Origin of the sequence: Reichenbachiella carrageenanivorans (assembly GCF_025639805.1) — a bacterium.
Lineage (GTDB): Bacteria > Bacteroidota > Bacteroidia > Cytophagales > Cyclobacteriaceae > Reichenbachiella > Reichenbachiella carrageenanivorans.
The window spans coordinates 2,756,394-2,773,986 of the sequence record NZ_CP106735.1; the positions used below are offsets into that span (position 1 = coordinate 2,756,394).

Annotated in this window: 13 protein-coding genes; 9 read left to right on the top strand and 4 right to left on the bottom strand. The window is 44.9% G+C overall.

The features are described from left to right. Positions 1-55 precede the first annotated feature (55 nt). Entirely contained in the window at positions 56-862 is an 807-nt protein-coding gene (locus tag N7E81_RS10875; protein ID WP_263049617.1) for an alpha/beta hydrolase, read from the bottom strand. Next, positions 862-1,977: a Zn-dependent alcohol dehydrogenase gene (locus N7E81_RS10880; RefSeq protein ID WP_263049618.1), complete on the bottom strand. Its 1,116-nt coding sequence runs from the start codon at positions 1,975-1,977 to the stop codon at positions 862-864. Before N7E81_RS10880 ends, N7E81_RS10875 begins: the two co-directional genes overlap by 1 nt. A 149-nt stretch (positions 1,978-2,126) precedes the next feature. On the opposite strand from N7E81_RS10880, the gene N7E81_RS10885 reads away from it, so the two are divergent. The 5 genes from N7E81_RS10885 to N7E81_RS10905 all read left to right on the top strand — a co-directional run bounded on the left by N7E81_RS10885 (position 2,127) and on the right by N7E81_RS10905 (position 6,731). Next, entirely contained in the window at positions 2,127-2,969 is an 843-nt protein-coding gene (locus N7E81_RS10885) for an AraC family transcriptional regulator (protein ID WP_263049619.1), read from the top strand. A 68-nt stretch (positions 2,970-3,037) separates the two neighbouring features. Further along, positions 3,038-3,739 (top strand): hypothetical protein, encoded by a 702-nt coding sequence (locus N7E81_RS10890; RefSeq protein ID WP_263049620.1) that lies wholly within the window; start codon positions 3,038-3,040, stop codon positions 3,737-3,739. A 167-nt stretch (positions 3,740-3,906) separates the two neighbouring features. Further along, positions 3,907-5,064 carry a cytochrome P450 gene (locus N7E81_RS10895; protein ID WP_263049621.1) on the top strand — a complete coding sequence of 386 codons (1,158 nt, stop codon included), beginning with the start codon at positions 3,907-3,909 and terminating at the stop codon, positions 5,062-5,064. 47 nt (positions 5,065-5,111) lie between these two features. Next, positions 5,112-5,420, top strand: coding sequence for a 2Fe-2S iron-sulfur cluster-binding protein (locus tag N7E81_RS10900; RefSeq protein ID WP_263049622.1), 309 nt, complete (start codon positions 5,112-5,114; stop codon positions 5,418-5,420). Positions 5,421-5,486: 66 nt separating this feature from the next. Continuing rightward, the gene (locus N7E81_RS10905) at positions 5,487-6,731 is read left to right on the top strand and encodes an NAD(P)/FAD-dependent oxidoreductase (protein ID WP_263049623.1); all 1,245 of its coding nucleotides are present in this window, start codon (positions 5,487-5,489) and stop codon (positions 6,729-6,731) included. Positions 6,732-6,776: 45 nt separating this feature from the next. Here the strand turns inward: N7E81_RS10905 and N7E81_RS10910 are convergent, their stop codons facing one another. Next, on the bottom strand, positions 6,777-8,390 hold the full coding sequence (locus N7E81_RS10910) for a tetratricopeptide repeat protein (protein ID WP_263049624.1): 1,614 nt from the start codon (positions 8,388-8,390) through the stop codon (positions 6,777-6,779). Between the two features lie 190 nt (positions 8,391-8,580). On the opposite strand from N7E81_RS10910, the gene N7E81_RS10915 reads away from it, so the two are divergent. From N7E81_RS10915 to N7E81_RS10930, 4 genes are read left to right on the top strand one after another with little or no spacing between them, the layout of a single operon-like run. Then, positions 8,581-11,817 (top strand): DUF1553 domain-containing protein, encoded by a 3,237-nt coding sequence (locus N7E81_RS10915; protein WP_263049625.1) that lies wholly within the window; start codon positions 8,581-8,583, stop codon positions 11,815-11,817. A gap of 4 nt (positions 11,818-11,821) precedes the next feature. Further along, entirely contained in the window at positions 11,822-13,309 is a 1,488-nt protein-coding gene (locus N7E81_RS10920; RefSeq protein WP_263049626.1) for a DUF1501 domain-containing protein, read from the top strand. A gap of 51 nt (positions 13,310-13,360) precedes the next feature. Further along, entirely contained in the window at positions 13,361-14,464 is a 1,104-nt protein-coding gene (locus N7E81_RS10925; RefSeq protein WP_263049627.1) for a twin-arginine translocation signal domain-containing protein, read from the top strand. Continuing rightward, the gene (locus N7E81_RS10930; RefSeq protein ID WP_263049628.1) at positions 14,461-15,792 is read left to right on the top strand and encodes a c-type cytochrome domain-containing protein; all 1,332 of its coding nucleotides are present in this window, start codon (positions 14,461-14,463) and stop codon (positions 15,790-15,792) included. The genes N7E81_RS10925 and N7E81_RS10930 overlap by 4 nt, the downstream gene beginning before the upstream one ends. 84 nt (positions 15,793-15,876) lie before the next feature. On the opposite strand, the gene N7E81_RS10935 is transcribed toward N7E81_RS10930, so the two are convergent. Further along, positions 15,877-17,577, bottom strand: coding sequence for an arylsulfatase (locus N7E81_RS10935; protein WP_263049629.1), 1,701 nt, complete (start codon positions 17,575-17,577; stop codon positions 15,877-15,879). Positions 17,578-17,593: the final 16 nt, after the last annotated feature.

The following is a 17,593-nucleotide window of genomic DNA, read 5'->3' on the forward strand; positions in this document are numbered from 1 at the left end:
CGCCTACTTACGCTAGGCGGATCAGCTCGGTCAAGAGGCTATGATTCTTTTACACCTAGCGTGTGGTTTTATCGAAAAATAGCAGCGTGTCTACCAGATGGGTTTGCCAGTATTCCCATTGGTGGCCGCCTTCGAATTCTTCGTAGATGTGCTTGATGTTGTGTTGGGTGAGCAGGGCAGACAGTTCGCGGTTGTGCTCGATGAGTAGATCATCGGCACCGCAGTCGAAGCGCAGCGGAGGGAGCGAGGCTTGGTTGTCCTTGAGGGTGAAAAATACAGATTCGTCCCTTTCTTCAGTTTGAAAATAGGCCGAAAGTGGTTCTTCTACGAATAGCGCCATCTGATTGAGCTCGGTAATGGAGCTGTGCCCCGAGATGCCGCGATAGCGGTTGGCATATTTGGCACCTATCCGCAGCGCACCATAGCCGCCCATGGACAGTCCGCCGATGAAGCGTGGTGAGTCGGCCGAAGCTTCTGGAATGTTCTCAATAACGGCCGCAGGCACATCTTCGGCAATCCACTTTTCGAAATCCAATCCCGAGTGTGGTAGGTAGCCAGAACCATCACCCCAGAGCCCATCGGAGGGCATCGCCAAGATCATGGGCTTGATTTTTTGCTCGTCGATCAGTCGTTGGGTGGTTTGGTGTGCACCACCCTTCATCGTCCATATCCAGGCACTGCCATACACGCCGTGTAGTAGCGTGACAATCGGCAGGTCTTTGAGGTTTTCCCCTTTGGGTACGAATACGCAGAGGTCTCCACGTCCTTTGAGGTTGGGAGTCTTCACTGTGATGAAACGTAAGCCGTCCATTCCGAATTGCGGATCGGACAGCTCCGTGGTTTTGAATTTTGAATCAGCCATTAGTCAAATACGATTACGCCTTTTGCATTTCTGCCTGCGAGCATGTCGTCGAAGGCCTCTTGCAGCTTGTTGAGCGGGTAGGTGCGGGTGATCATTTCGTCCAGCATCAGGTCGCCCTTGTCATACAAGTTTACCAATTTAGGAAAATCTACCTGAGGTCTACATTTTCCGTAAAGGGGATTGATGTAAATTTTGTCCCATTCGAAGAGCCGCATATCGATAGTTATTTCTTCTTCGATACCGCTTACCTGTATGGCCGTGCCGGCATTACGGATCATGGCTAGTGGTGCCGCGCCTAGTGCTGGGATGGCCGTACACTCAAAAGCATAATCCGCGCCTCGGCCTTCGGTCATGGCTTTTACTTGTTCGGCGGCTTGCATTAAGCCTCGGTCTGCTTGGTCAGCCAATATGGTATGGGTTGCCCCAAATTTTTTGGCCATTTCCAATCGCTCTGGGTTGATATCGATGGCGATGATTTGGGCTGCTCCTGAGATGCGAGCCCCTTGGATCACGTTGAGTCCTACGCCGCCTGTGCCGAGGATCACGGCTGAACTGCCAGCCGCTAGTTTGGCAGAGTTGATCACCGAGCCGTAGCCTGTCATCACACCACAGCTAATGATGCTCGCCGAGGGCATGGGCATGTCGCTAGATAGCTTCACGCAAGCAGATGCTTTTACCAAAGTGTACTCGGAGAGCGTTCCGATATTGAATGAGCGCTCAATCGGTTGGCCATTCCACTGGGTGCCTGCCAGATGTGCGTGCCCTGGCGTATAGCCATTGCCACCAGCCGTGACCGGAGAATTATTTTCGCAAATGTGCTGGTTGCCTTCCTGACACTGGAAGCAAGTCATGCAAGGCGTGGCCCAATTGAGAATGACCTTGTCTCCGACTTGGAAATCGGCTACTTCACTTCCCAATTTCTCGATGATTCCTGCACCTTCGTGCCCCATCACGATGGGTTTGCCCCAAGTGAGCGAATCGTGGTCGGTGTGACAAAGGCCTGCTGCTTTCACTTTTATTAGTATTTCATCGGCTTGGGGGGCGGCGACTGCCACCGTGTCGATGATGAAACTCCCGTCTCCCTTGGCTATTGCTGCTTTGGATTGAATGGCCATATCTCTTATTCCTAAATTGACATAAATAGTACAGATTACAAATCTGAAGAGAATCAGTCAAGCGGGAGTTGCTTATTTTGATTGAAAAATATGCTATTTTGTAATCAATTGATCTATATGTATTGATGAAATAAGAAAATAGAATATAAATGAAAGCTGTATTAGAACAAGTTGCCATTACCGAACAGCAAAGTATTCGCGCCTTTAGGTATTCGAAAAAGGGCTTTGATGCGCCCTGGCATTTTCATCCAGAGTACGAGTTGACTTGGGTGGTGAAGAGTACGGGTATCCGATATGTGGGCAACAATATCTCGGATTTCAGCGAAGGAGATCTGGTGATGCTCGGTAGTAATCTACCACACTGTTGGAAAAACGGTGAAGAGCATACAGGAGAGAGTGAGTCTGTGGTGATCCAATGGCGAAGGGACTTGATCGGTGATTTGCCAGTCTTCAAACACATCCACGAACTGATGGACCGTTGTCAGCGGGGATTGTGCATCCATCTAGCAGATCGTGAGGATATCGTGTCTCGTATACAAAAGGTGCTGGTCGTCGATGGCCTCCATCAGTATTTGCAGTTTGTGGAGTTGTTAGACTATATGGCCAGCCATGCCCGCTACGACTATATCGCTGGTGCATCCTACTCCTACGACGGCACCAGCGCCACCACCAGCAGATTGGAAACGGTGCAGTCCTATGTCAAAGATCACTACAAGGACAAAATCAAGCTATCCGAAGTAGCCGAAAAGCTCAGCATGAGTGAGCAGGCATTCTCGCGTTTTTTCAGCAAGACGATGAGCAAGCCCTTCTTCGTCTTCCTCAACGAATACCGGGTAAATATCTCCAGCCGGCTTATCCTAGAGACCGACCTCCAAATGGCCGAAATCGCCTACCAGTGCGGCTATGAAAGCCTGCCTTTCTTCTACAAGCAGTTCAAAAAATTCAAGGGCTACACGCCACTGGAGTTTAGGAAAATGTATTGGAGGATTTGACTATTAATCAATACTAAAAAGACCATATGATCTACGAATTTTCTGTAAATACTAAGACTTGGTACCTAATGGCCAAGTCCATTTTTCTTCTAAAAGATCTCAGAGAAAGCAAATCAACGCTAGGAGACATTTGTACAATAAATGCATCTATAACCCTAAATTTAGCTGCAACTATAGAAGGAGTACTGGCATCAACCTATACTCAGACACTAAAAAAGGACCCTCGATATAAAAATACTGCTCGGATAAACGATTTTGACTTAAGAAGAACTTTCGATCAAAAAATCAAGAAGATTGAGTCAGAAGGTTTTGAATCAAAATTGCAGCTTTTTAAAGATACCCTTCATATTAATATCAAGACTTTCAACACCTACAAAGCAATTAACGCGCTTTTTCAATACAGAAATGTACTCGCTCACGGAGGTAAGTTTGAGTACAAACGTAATAAGGTTGATGACTGGATTGTCGATGAAGGTAATTGCGAAACAAAACAAGAATTAGAACACTCTGATTACTGGGTAAAAAAGCCACTAATTAGCTATCTGAAAGAAAATAATTTGTTGTATCCGCCAAAAAATAATAAGGGATGGAAAATCCTTTTAGATGATTCTCTCTTTACAAATGACATTGCGGATCATTTTGTTGCCAGATCTAAAACCTTTCTATCAGATCTATTGCTAACTAATTCCCTCGATGTAGATATCCTTGATAAACATTTTATCAAATATCTTGGACTACAACAACCACTATTAAAAGACCTATATAAATAACTTATTGTATCAATAAAACACACAATAAATCATGCATACTAACATAATAACATACAAATCCATCAAAATAAAGGAAGATTAATCAGGTGCCACGCGCGTAATTTGCTAGTAAGATAGAAGGTGTCTAGAAGGCACCGATCTACACAATACAGTAAACAAGAGCTGATATGAAAAAAAGCGCACTGCCCGACCCATTCGCACAAGCCCGAGAAGCCAAAGGCTATGGCACAGTAGAGGATCAAAACGATCCCGTCACTATGCTACTCCGTCTCAAAGACGTCCGCAAGACAGCCAAGGACACGAAGACATTTCAGTCTGGTGCTGTTCCAGGACGGATCGTGGTGCCATCGGAGGTAAGTATCCGAGATACTCGTCAGATTCCCTTCGAGGTAGATCCACCGATGCACGGTGAGTATCGGGCTTTGTTGGAGGACTGGTTCAAGCGACCCGAGCAGCCAACATATCGCGAGAGTTTGGAAGAGATCATCACTGAATTGGTAGATGAAGCGCTGCAAATGGATAGCCTCGAAGTTATGGAGCAATTTGCCCTGAAGTTACAGTCACGTGCACTCACACTGCTACTCAATATCCCCTACGAAGAATCCGAAATCTGGATCGATTGGGGTATGCATGTGTTTAGAAGTGAAGAATCTGCATTGGACGGCAGCAAAGCAGCCATTCTCTATGATTACATAGATGAGCAAATAGACAAAGCCATAGCAAGCCTGGGCGATGATTTGTATTCGACATTACTGCGTTCAGAAATAGAAGGTCGCAAGATGACCAAAGAGGAAGTGAAAGGGGTAATGATCCTCACCTTTGCAGGAGGCCGTGATACGGTTATCAATGCCGTAACCAATTCGATAGCGTATTTTGCAGAACATCCAGAGTCATTGGCTCGTCTCGATGCCGAACCAGAAATGACCACTCATGCGGTAGAAGAATTGGTGCGATACTTTTCGCCTTTGACACACATGGGACGGGTGGTCACTGAGGACACTCAGGTTTGCGAACACGCCGTAAAAGCAGATAGCCGCGTCTCACTTTGTTGGGCTAGCGCCAACCGAGATGCAAGTACCTTCGAAAATCCAAACGAAGTCATATTGGATAGAAAAATGAACCCACATGTGGCCTTTGGGTTTGGGATTCATAAGTGCTTGGGAGCTACGCACGCTCGACAGGTGCTAAGAACTTTGCTAGCAGTACTTGCCGCCAAAGTGAAGAAGATTGAAATATTAGACTACAAAGAAAATATCGAAGACTGGGAAGAATTTCAGCGCAAGGTCGGATATGATAGCATCCGAGTAAGGTTTGAAGGGAAATAAACGATTAACATTAAACCTGACAGGTTTAAATTGAAACAGGAATAACAATGGCAAAAATTACATTCATCACCAGCGACAATGAAGAGATAGTCGCAGAAGCCACATCAGGCACAGTCATGGAATTGGCAAAGGAAAACAACGTAAATGGTATAGACGGAGACTGTGGTGGCGTTTGCTCCTGTGCTACTTGCCATGTGCATGTGGCAGAGGAAGACTTTGAAAAAGTAGGAGCGCCTGGCGAAATAGAAGCCGACATGCTGGAGCTAGAAGATAACTATAATGAACGTAGCCGCCTTTGTTGCCAAATCGATATGAGCGACGCTATCGATGGTGTGACACTATATGTAGCTAATTAAACCTAAGGTTTCTAGAAACCTCCAAGGTCTTTATGTTCTTGGAGGTTTAAAAATGATGATATAATTATGTCCAATATCAATAAAAAGTGCCTGATCATTGGTGCCAGTCATGCCGGGGTAAACTGTGCATTTGCTTTGCGTAAAGAAGGGTGGGAAGGAGAGATTCATCTGTACGACAAAGATCCCGTATTGCCCTATCACCGTCCGCCGTTGTCCAAGGCCTATTTGACTAGCGATGACAAGATTGAAAGACATTCACTCAAATCGATCGAAAGCTACGAAAAGGAGAATATCCAACTCCACTTAGGTATAGGAGTAGAAACCATAGATTGGAAACAGAAAACTATTGAGCTGAACAATGGCGAATCAATGGCTTATGACAAATTGGTGATGGCCACTGGAGCCAGACCTCTTATCCCGCCAATTGCTGGCTTAGATACTGCAAAGCATGTGTACCCATTGCGGACAGCCGCTGATGTGGAGCATATCCGAAAAGCTCTTGGTGCTGGCGTTGGAAAACGAGCTGTCATTATCGGTGGGGGATATATAGGTTTGGAGATCGCAGCATCCTTGAAAAAAATTGGAGCTAAAGTGACAGTGCTGGAGCGAGAAGAAAGAGTGCTGGCACGAGTCACGGCTTCAGAGATGTCGGTGTTTTTTCAACAGTTACATGCCGAAGAAGGAGTAGATGTGCTTACACAAAAAAACGTGGTGTCGATTATTTCAGAAGGCGAATGCAATGTGGTGCAATGTACAGATGGAAGTCAGTTTACAGCAGACCTCATTGTAATTGGCGTAGGAATTAAGGTGAATTTGGAATTGGCGAAAGCCGCTGGGTTAGAGGTTGAAAACGGAATCAAAGTCAATGCTCAAGCGCAAACCAGCGATCCAGATATATATGCTATAGGTGATTGTAGTTATCATCACAATCCGATCTATGACCGATGGATACGCTTAGAGTCTGTACAGCATGCCGTGGATCAATCCAAAGTAGCTGCAGCCTCTATTATGAATAAAACAGTGATTTATAACAGTATACCCTGGTTTTGGAGCGATCAGTACGATGTGAAATTGCAGATGGTGGGATTGTCAGAGGGCTATGACGACCTGCTCATTAGAAGAGAAGAAGGAAAACGGAAGTTTTCAGTTTGGTATTTCAAAGGCGATCGGTTATTGGCCGTAGATGCGGTCAACAATGCCAAGGCTTATGTGATAGGCACTAAGTTTATCAAAGAAGGAATATTGCTAGATAAAGCCAAACTGGTAGACTCAACCGTTCCACTGAAACCCACCGAGTTGATGTCGGCTTAGTGACGTTCTCACCGTTTTGGTTTGTGTCCTCACGAACCATTTAGCCTAAATCTCATTCATAAAATCAACCAAATTATCTTCTTTTTTCAGCCCAAGCTTTTTTCTCAATCTGTATCTGGAAGTCTGCGCGCTCTCGGCCGAGATGCCGAGCAGCGTGGCCATTTCTTTGCCAGTGAAATCTAGCTTGAGCAAAGCACATATTTTCAGATCGTATGGTGTAAGGTCAGGGAATTGGTTTTTTACCTTTTTGTAAAAGTCATTGTTGACGGCAGAGAATCGCTTTTCAAATTCTAGCCAACTTTGATCCTTATTGAGACCAATCTCCTTCATCAATTTTCCTGCTACCTTAGAATCAGTTTCTTTTTGAATTTGCTTCAATCCGTTCTTTAGGTTAGATAGCAATTCATCTTTGGCTATAAGCTGTAGTGTGGAGAGTGTCAGTTCCTTGTTCTTGACTGAGAGAATCTCACGCGACTTTTCAGCTTCCTTTTGCCGTTCTAGTTCTATGGTCCTTTTTTCGGTTTTGTGCTTCGTTCGCCAATATTTGAACAGAAAAAATCCAACGGAAAACAGAAGTCCAATAGACACCACCAAAAGGAAAATTTTCAAATTAGAAATTTGCTGTTCTTGTTCCAATGTGCGTAGTCGACGTTCCTGGGTCACACGTTCATTTCTTTCTTTTTCAAGCCTATACTCATCTTTGATTTCGAGCAGGTATTGGTTGTTTGGGCTTCTGCTGCTATACAAATATTCGTTGATCTGATTGGCTAGTTTCAGATATTCATTGGCCTGCTTGGGGTTGCCCCGAAGACTCATAATCGCAGACAGCTTTTCATAAACATCCGGTACGAAATTGAGATGGGTCAAGTGTTTTTTAGCTGCAGCAATGGATTTTATGTAATAAGCAGTGGCTTGCTCATGCGCTTGCCGCCCAGCATGCAAATCACCTATATAGGAATAAAGAATGGGTGTAAAGTCAGGGCTGTTTTCAGTGATTTGCTTTTCTATTTGGTTAAATATTTTATCCGCTCGATTAAACTTCTTCTCCTGCACAAACAAATGAGCTCTCTCAACTGCTGTAAATAAACCAACGACATCGGTTGGTAGAAGCAACTCACAACTGTCCAGATATTTATGAGCCAATTCGGGATTGTGCTCATACTTATAATGAACGGCTAGCGGAAAATAATTTTCATTCAAGGCGGCTTGATCCAAGGTTCCTCGATTTACTAAATCGCGATTGATATCTAGAGCAAGCAGGTAATATTTGAGAGCTTCTTCTCGTCGCTCATACAGGCTGTATAGAATGGCAAGACCGTTGTAGCTGATGGCTTTTGATGCGGCATCATCACTTTGATCTGCTAAAAGCAATGCCTTCCAATATCCGTCGTAAGATTTTGAGTAATTCACTCGATTGCAATAGATACTTGCGAGCTGATTGAGTGATTTGATGGCAGAAAGTGTATCTCCTGATTCTAGCGAATTGTTCCAATTCTTAGTTAACCTTTCAGTCAATGAATCTTCTTGATTTTGATAGATCCATAGCTCGTTGGATTTGCTGTTTGTCTGTGAAAATCCATTATGGATTAATAAACAAAATAGCATCATCAAATAGGCTTTTTTGAACTTCAGAAGTCTATATACTTTTTTCTCAGTCATGTACATGAAAATGTCTCAATCCTTCTCAAATCTCTACAATTACCGCTTTTTATAATCATATACAATATGAAATTTAGTCATTGTCTATATCAAGTCTATATGAAAAATATGATTTTCATCATATCAATTGACACATTTGAGATTAAGAAAGGGAGAGATAAATCCCTAAGAAATGATTTTAACTAGTCGAATGAAAAACCAATACTTTTATTTTATCCTATTAGGAATATGGGGAGCTGGATTCCTCTCCAGTTGCCGTCCTACGTTGCCAGAAGGAGTGAAAGTAGCTTATGAGCAGCTGCCGCAATCTTTAGATTTCAATATACATGTCAAGCCCATATTATCCGACAAATGTTTTGCCTGTCATGGACCTGACAAGGGGAAGATAGAGGCAGGTCTACAACTGCATGCTGCTGAAACGGCCTATGCAGAATTACCAGAATCTCCTGGTAAACATGCCGTGGTGCCGGGGAGTTTGTCGGCTAGTGAGTTGTTTCATCGCATATTGTCTGACGATCCCAATGCTATCATGCCACCGTCGAAAAGCAATATCTCACTTTCGGATTATGAAAAGGCGGTGTTGACTAAATGGGTTGAAGAAGGAGCAGAATACAAACCACATTGGGCATTTGTAAAACCTGAAAAGCCAGAGGTGCCAACTGTCGAGTCAGAATCAAATGCTCGTAATGCCATTGATCATTTCATATTAAGTCGATTAGAAGAAGAAAACCTGACGCCAGCAAATCGATCGGAGAGATCGTTGTTGCTCAGAAGGCTGTCGCTTGATCTAACAGGACTGCCTCCCTCTGTGGAAGAGATAAAGACCTTCGTTAATGATAATGACGCAGATGCCTACGAAAAACAAGTGGATCGACTATTGGCCTCTCCTCACTATGGGGAGAAAATGGCGGTAGATTGGATGGACTTATCCAGATTCTCTGATACATATGGCTATCAAGTAGATTTTTATCGCGACATGAGTCCTTGGCGAGATTGGGTCATCAAGGCGTTCAATGATAACATGTCTTACGATCAATTTGTGACTTGGCAGTTGGCGGGTGACCTTTTGCCCAATGCCACTAGGGAGCAGATATTGGCCACAGGATTCAACAGGCTCCACGCGCAAAACTCAGAAGACGGTATCATCGAAGAAGAATATCGAGTAGAACAGGTGATCGACAGAACGTCCGTTGTCGGCCAGGGAATCATGGGATTGACCGTAGCTTGTGCCAGATGCCACGACCACAAGTACGATCCTATTTCCCACAAAGAGTTCTATTCGCTGTATAGCTTTTTCAATAATGTAAATGAGTCGGGGCAAATCTCACGTGACCCGATGGATATACCTGTACCTACGCTCCTTATTCCCGATAAGGAACAAAAGGAGGTAATAGCCTATTTGCAAAAGCTAGAGAAGGAACAAGAATCGCAACTTCACGCTACCAAAAATGAATCCGAGGCAGATCAGTGGATAGCGGCAGGAGGCTATAAAGTAGCGTCTTCTAATCTTAACCAAGGCATGGCTGCTCATTTCACCTTGGACGGTCATTTGAAGAATAAGATTACCGGACAGTCTGGTCGCATGGCTCGAATGTACACCGATGCCGAACCTGCAGCATTTAGCCAATCAGATGGAAGAAAAGGATTGCTCGTCAATGGCGATTCGTGGCTCGATCTCAAACCCGTAGGCATCTATGGTAGAGACGAATCTTTCAGTATTGGTCTTTGGGTCAATCTGCCAGATTCGCTCAAAGAAGGCGTGATTTTTCATAAAAATAAGGGCGTGCGACTGCATGGCTACAAAGGCTATCATCTTTACTATAGAGATGGAAAATTGGAAGTGATGCTTGCTCATACCTGGCCGGACAATGCCATAGAAAAAGTCGGAACAACCACGATCCCAACCAATGAATGGGTGCAGCTCACGATGACTTACGATGGATCGAGCAAAGCAGAAGGAGTCAAACTCTACATCAATGGCAAAGAGGAAAGCATGATCGTCAATAATGACAATCTGTATAAAGACATTCTATTTCATGATTATATAGACGAAATCTACCCAGAGCCACTAGAGCCAGGTCTCAAAGTAGGAGGTAGATGGAGAGGATTCGGAATCAAAGATGCTTTGGTAGATGATATCATGGTGTATGACCGATCGCTCACTGCATTCGAAGTATTACAGCTCGCAGGCAGTCCGATGGCTAAAAACATTTTAGAGAAAGCATCTCAACAATTGACAGTATCAGAAAGGGAGTTGCTACGTGAATATTATTGGGAGAATGTTTCTAATAGTTATCGAATCACTTCGGCTGATTTGCAAAAGACACGTGCTGTATTAGCCGATACCCTAGATGCGGTAAAGGAGGTGATGGTGATGAAAGAAATGGACTCCCCTCGACAGGCATATGTACTCAAACGTGGTCTATATGACAATTATGGAGAGGCTGTAGCGCCTGGTACACCGTCTACGGTTCTTCCTATGGACGAAAAATTACCTAAAAACAGGTTAGGCTTAGCGCAATGGTTTTTCGATGAAGATCATCCATTGACTGCCCGCGTGGCGGTGAATCGCTACTGGCAGCATTTGTTTGGACGGGGCATCGTTCGCACCAGCGAAGATTTTGGTAATCAGGGCGAACTCCCGAGTCACCCCGAGCTGCTCGATTGGTTGGCCATTTGGTTTATGGAGCATGATTGGGATGTCAAAGCCCTGCACAAGCTTATGGTCATGTCGGCTACCTACCAGCAAGACTCCTATTGCAGTCCTGAACTCAGAGAGAAAGATCCGGACAATGTGCTTCTCGCTAGAGGGCCACAGATGAGGCTGACCAGTGAGATGATTCGAGACAATGCCCTGGCAGTCAGTGATCTGCTGGTGCCAAAGATTGGCGGGGAAAGTGTTCGCCCTTATCAGCGCGAAGGCCTTTGGGCGATGAATTCGAACACTTATGTGCAAGGTGAAGGGGAAGACTTGTATCGCCGTAGTTTGTACAGCATCTGGAAACGATCCGTGCCCTTACCGACACAAGCGACGTTTGATCAACCGGATCGAAGTGAGTGCACCGTACGCCGTCAGAAGACGAATACGCCACTGCAAGCGCTTGTCCTTCTCAATGATCCCACTTTCGTGGAAACGTCCAGAAAGATTGGAGAACGGATCACCCAAGCCGATGACTCAGCAAAGGCCATCAAAGAGGCTTTCGTGAAACTCACAGGTAGAATGCCGGTGGAAGAAGAAATGAACTTGCTGCATGCGCTGCAGCAAGATGAATATGAAAAGTTTAAAGCGGATGAAAATAGGGCTAAAGGCTGGTTGGAGACTGGTGCTTATCGAGTAGACCCTTCGCTTGATTCTAATCTGGTAGCTGCCAATGCGGTGGTGGCCAGTGTGATCTTAAATACAGACGCTACCATCACTAAAAGATAATAATATGTGCCATCATCACGATATCATTCGGTCTGGAATAAAAGACCTGCAAGAAGAGGAAAAGAAGATCGACCGTAGACAATTTTTGACGAAGACTTCTCTGGGACTCGGCGCCATGGCGCTAGGTTCTTTGCTTGGCGTGGACAAGCTATATGGAGCTACGCCTTCACCCATTACTGGGAATGGTATTCCTGGCCTACCGCACTTCATGCCAAAGGCCAAACGAGTAGTTTACTTATTCCAAAGTGGAGGGCCTTCGCAGTTCGAAACCTTCGATTACAAACCCAAATTGGCTACCATGTTTGGTCAGGATTTGCCGAGTTCTGTTCGCGGCGGACAGCGTCTCACTGGCATGAGCGCCAATCAGTCTTCATTACCCATAGCACCGTCGATGTACAAATTCGATCAATATGGCGAAAGTCGTGCTTGGGTGAGTGAGCTTATGCCCCATACGGCGGAGGTGGTGGACGAACTTTGCTTCATCAAATCCATGCATACCGATCAGATCAATCACGATCCGGCCATTACCTTTTTTCAAACGGGACATCAACTGCCAGGTAGGCCGTCCATCGGTTCTTGGATGAGCTATGGCTTGGGCTCAGACAATAACAACCTCCCGTCGTTTATCGTGCTCAATTCTAAAAATGCCAACGGTCAGCCGCTTTATTCTCGCCTCTGGGGCAATGGCTTTTTACCTACTCAGCACCAAGGGGTACAGTTCAGATCCGGTGCCGATCCGGTTTTGTTTTTGAATAATCCCGAAGGCTATGATGGAAAAGACCGTGGTGAAATGCTGGAATACCTAAAGCAAATGAACGAAGTGCAGCACAGTGCCTACGGCGATCCAGAAATCAACGCACGTATCGCACAATATGAAATGGCCTATCGTATGCAGGCCTCTGTGCCTGAGATTACGGATATGTCGGACGAACCAGACCACATCTACGATATGTATGGTGAAGACAGTCGTGATCCTGGCACCTACGCCGCCAATTGCTTGATGGCCAGAAGGCTCTTAGAGAAGGATGTGAAATTCGTGCAGCTATATCACAGAGGCTGGGATCAGCACCTGCACCTGCCGAGCGGCATCAGTGGGCAGTGCAAAAAAACAGACCAACCAACAGCCGCATTGATCAAAGACCTGAAGCAAAGAGGACTACTGGAAGATACGCTTGTGATTTGGGGAGGAGAGTTCGGACGTACGGTGTACTCGCAAGGTAAATTGTCCGAAACCAATTACGGACGCGATCATCATCCACGATGCTTTACCATGTGGATGGCCGGGGCAGGAGTAAAGCCCGGTTTTACCTATGGTGCCACCGATGATTTCAGTTACAACATCACAGAAAATCCAGTGTCGGTACATGACTTCCATGCTACATTGATGCATCTGATGGGAGTAGATCACGAGCGGTTGACCTTCAAGCATCAGGGAAGACGCTTTCGCTTGACAGATGTGCATGGGCATGTAGTGAAAGATATTTTGAGTTGATCAAACATCGTCACTCGTCCCTCGCAATGACGGAAAAGAATAAAAAAACCAATGAATACAAGAAGAAATTTTTTAAAGAAGACAGGGCTGGCAGCTGGATTAGCAGCGGCTCCTTCCTTCGGATTCAATATTATCAAAAACGTCCAACCCGAAGAAGAAATCCTGGGTCACGGAGATTACCAATACCGCATGGTGCGCGACTGGGCCAAAATGGACCGCATGCGATTCCCTCTGCTCAATTGCCACGAAATGGTGATGGACAGCAAAGGACGTTTGATCATGCTAGGCGATCATCCACGCAACAATATTATCATATTCGACAAGTCAGGCAAAATGCTGGACTACTGGGGTACGGCCTATCCCGGTGGTCATGGGTTGACTTTATCGAAAGAAAACGATGAAGATTTCTTGTTCTTGACAGACTCCGGCTGGTACAAAGACAAGCTAGGCCAGTGGGTTAGTCACAATGGCCGGGTATCCAAAACCACGACTGACGGCCGTGTGGTATTTGACATTGGTCATCCACAAACGATTGGTGTCTACAAGCCCAACGAGTATTTCAGACCTACCGAAGTAGCCGTGGCGCCCAATGGCGACATCTATGTAGCCGACGGATATGGCGCCGACTACATCATTCAGTACGACACCAATGGCCAATACATCCGACACTGGGGAGGTCATGACAATGCAGATCCCAACTACAACCTGAGCAACGCCCATGGAGTGGCGATCGACCTTCGCGACCCGAAAAAACCGATGGTGGTGTGTACTTCGCGTAATGACAATGCCTTTAAATTTTTTACCCTCGAGGGAAAATATATTCGCACGCTGACTTTACCCAATATGTATGTATGTCGGCCAGTATTCGACGGGCCTAATTTGTATGCCGGGGTCTGCTGGTCGAAGCCCAAGGGCGGTATATTCGATTGGCAAGCGCACACTGGATTTGTGACGGTGCTTGAGGGAGATAGGGTGGTCTCAAATCCTGGAGGTACCGCACCCGAATACATCAACGGCGAACTGCAACCCAGCTATCAATTGGCTCACAAGCCTTTCAATCATGGACATGATGTCTGTGTGGACGAAGATAAAAATCTATATGTCTGTCAGTGGAATGCAGATCAGACGCCACCCATCAAACTAGAAAGAATATGAATGCACCAGATATCATCGTGTTTTTAGGAAGGTTTCACCCCTTGGTCGTGCATTTGCCAATAGGCTTCTTGCTTTTGGCTTTTTTGATGTGGATTTATGACCATTGGAAGAAGACAGATACATTTAATCAAGCCATCGCTTTTAGCTTGCTCTTGGGGACGGTCGGTGCTGGTGCTGCTTGCGTGATCGGCTTTATGTTGTCTCTGAGTGGTGGATATGCGGATAGCGCCTTGGACTGGCACATGTGGGCAGGGATTGCCACCACGATCTTGTCGACTTGGGCCTATTTGTCATTCACGCTATCCCTATCTGAAAATAGGGCAAAACATATTCGATGGGTTTCGCTTACGCTAATGGTCATGGTACTGTCTGCTACGGGGCATTTGGGAGGTAATCTCACGCACGGCAGCGACTACCTGACCGAATACGCTCCGATTATTGGCAGCAGAGCCAATCAGTTGCCACCACCCGTCACGATTCAGCAGGCCATGCTCTACGATCATATTGCCAAGCCGATCATTCAAGCCAAATGTATTTCATGTCATAGCGATGAAAAGAAGAAAGGCGGGCTGTCGTTGGTCGATGGAGCTGCGATGAGAAAAGGCGGAGATGCTGGATCTATATTCGCTCAGCCTTTCGGTGAAAATGAATTGTTGCGGCGTATTCATTTGCCTGAGTCTAGCGACGATGTAATGCCACCTAAAGGCAAGACGCAATTGACTGAAAATGAACGAAAGTTGTTGGCCTTTTGGCTCAAACAAGAAGGAGGATTTGGAATGACAATGGATTCGGTTGGTAATGACAGTATCAACCATCTGGCTGCGGTTTATTTGGGATTGGAGAAGAATAGCCATGGAGAAAATAATATAGCCCAGTTGGACAGCGTACCGCAACATGTGATCGAAAACCTGCTGGCTGAGGGCGTAGTGATTCGTGAATTGGTGGCTGGTAGCAACTGCTACGACGTGCGGGTTCCGTCTTCACTCGGTCACGATAAAGGGGCTGAATTGCTGAAAAAACTGGAGCCATTAGCGCAAAACATCATCTGGCTGCATTTATCCGGATTAGGTTTAAAGAATCAAGAATTGGCTCCCCTTGGAGCAATGAACAACCTAGTAAAACTTCGCTTGGATAATAATGATATATCTGACGAGGGTATAAAACCCATCGCAAGCTTGAAACGGTTGGAAGTATTGAACCTTTATGGAAATGCACTTACTGACAATTGTTTGACTGATCTGTCTAGTATCGAAAACCTTAAAACCGTATATGTCTGGGAGACAGAAATAACGGAGAGTCAAGTGGGGAAAACTAAAATCATAAGGTAATCGCACTCAATATGAAAGGAGTAATGCTTTATATTCCAACACAACACAGGCTAGATAATGGGGTATAAATAAGGGTTTCGTTTTTCATTCGTCTACACCATAAGCTTGTTTAAAGAATCCATCAAACAAACCTTGATGATCAAATACTTCGTTTTCTTTTGCGTAAGCTTGATAAGCATCAATGAGTTCCATTCTTTTTTCAGGGTTTGTTGCTGATAAATCGTTTAACTCTGAAGGATCTTCAGCCAAATTGTACAATTGCCAATCACCATTACCGAAAGGAGCTACAAGGCGCAATATTTTCCAATCACCTTCGATGTAGGCTTTCATTTCAAACAATTCATAACCAATACCTTTATTGCGCTGTTTGTGCGTTTCGCCTCCATTCAATACGGTTTTGAAGGATTCGCCAATAGGTGTTTTTACAGGTGTTCCGTTTACTTCCTTTGGATACGCAATACCTGCATAATCAAGAAGCGTGGGCATGATATCTGACACATGAAGTAAGCTGGTGTTTAGGCCTTGTTTTGCGCTTTTACTCAAAGGCTTTACAATCAATGGTGATTTTATTCCGCCTTCCGAAGTAAAGCTTTTAAATAGTCTAAAATTAGCAGAAGATGCCTGTGCCCACCCTGCACCCATATCGATAAAGGAGTTGGGCAAGCCTCTATTTTCTAATTCGTTATTGAATGTAGATAAGTATTGGCCGTCTGCATTTCCGGGATACGCTGTGGCAGGTGCACCATTTGCGCCATTGTCCGAGAAGAACAAAATGATGGTATTGTCATAGAGGTTATTTGCTTTTAAATAATCGGTTAATCGCCCTACGGATGCATCTATATAATCTACCATAGCGGCATACACTTCCATGTCACGGGTCTTTTCTTTTTTCGATTGTTCATCTAAAGTCGCCCAAGGTTGCACCATTACATTTTGACTTAGCTCTTCTTGTGCAACATCTTCCGAGATAATCCCTTTTTCTAATAAGCCTTTCACTCGTTCATTGCGAAGTTCATCCCAACCTTGGTCATAACGTCCTTTGTATTTCGCAATATATTCTGCTGGCGCATGCAACGGGTCGTGTGGCGCGGTGAATGACAAATAGGCCAAAAATGGTTTTTCGTCTGTTTTGTTTTTATCGATGAAATGAATAATGGAATCCGTATAGTTTTTGGTAGAATAGAAATCTTCGGGAAGTGTAGCTACCGGCATGCCATTGCGTCTATAGGTAACAGATGTTTCAGCGCCTAATGCGCGCATGTCGCTCCAATGGCTCGCTGCACCTTCGGCAAAGGAGAAAGTTTCCTGAAATCCTCTGGCAAAAGGACTTTGGTCATCCGTTTCACCCAAATGCCATTTACCTGACATATAGGTATTATAACCTCCTGTAGCTAAAACCTCAGGTAAGGTAGCTACTTGTTTTGAAAGGTGACCTGCATAACCGGGTAAGTCTTTTATTGCTGGGTAAATGGTTTCACTCATAACTCCAAGCCCTGCCACATGGTTGTCGTTACCAGACATTAATGAAGAGCGTGTAGGAGAACAGGTCGGCAAAACATGAAAATTGGTGAATTGAATTCCCTCTTTAGCAAGCGCATTCAATACGGGGGTATTAATTTCTCCGCCAAAAGCCCCCAAATCTGAATAGCCCAAATCATCTGCTACAATGACAATGAAATTTGGAAATTTGCTTACAGGGGTCTCTTTTTGTTCGCTGTTTGGGTTGTTATTGCATGCTACAAGAAACACGAATAGTATACTGAATATTTGAATTTTTGTCTTCATAATATCTTTTCAAAAT

Bases quoted from the DNA above. Each gene is read 5' to 3' on its own strand.
- N7E81_RS10915 (WP_263049625.1), top strand. From the start codon at position 8,581: ATGAAAAACCAATACTTTTATTTTATCCTATTAGGAATATGGGGAGCT.
- N7E81_RS10905 (WP_263049623.1), top strand. From the start codon at position 5,487: ATGTCCAATATCAATAAAAAGTGCCTGATCATTGGTGCCAGTCATGCC.
- N7E81_RS10910 (WP_263049624.1), bottom strand. From the start codon at position 8,390: ATGACTGAGAAAAAAGTATATAGACTTCTGAAGTTCAAAAAAGCCTAT.
- N7E81_RS10875 (WP_263049617.1), bottom strand. From the start codon at position 862: ATGGCTGATTCAAAATTCAAAACCACGGAGCTGTCCGATCCGCAATTC.
- N7E81_RS10925 (WP_263049627.1), top strand. From the start codon at position 13,361: ATGAATACAAGAAGAAATTTTTTAAAGAAGACAGGGCTGGCAGCTGGA.
- N7E81_RS10885 (WP_263049619.1), top strand. From the start codon at position 2,127: ATGAAAGCTGTATTAGAACAAGTTGCCATTACCGAACAGCAAAGTATT.
- N7E81_RS10895 (WP_263049621.1), top strand. From the start codon at position 3,907: ATGAAAAAAAGCGCACTGCCCGACCCATTCGCACAAGCCCGAGAAGCC.
- N7E81_RS10930 (WP_263049628.1), top strand. From the start codon at position 14,461: ATGAATGCACCAGATATCATCGTGTTTTTAGGAAGGTTTCACCCCTTG.
- N7E81_RS10935 (WP_263049629.1), bottom strand. From the start codon at position 17,577: ATGAAGACAAAAATTCAAATATTCAGTATACTATTCGTGTTTCTTGTA.
- N7E81_RS10890 (WP_263049620.1), top strand. From the start codon at position 3,038: ATGGCCAAGTCCATTTTTCTTCTAAAAGATCTCAGAGAAAGCAAATCA.
- N7E81_RS10880 (WP_263049618.1), bottom strand. From the start codon at position 1,977: ATGGCCATTCAATCCAAAGCAGCAATAGCCAAGGGAGACGGGAGTTTC.
- N7E81_RS10920 (WP_263049626.1), top strand. From the start codon at position 11,822: ATGTGCCATCATCACGATATCATTCGGTCTGGAATAAAAGACCTGCAA.
- N7E81_RS10900 (WP_263049622.1), top strand. From the start codon at position 5,112: ATGGCAAAAATTACATTCATCACCAGCGACAATGAAGAGATAGTCGCA.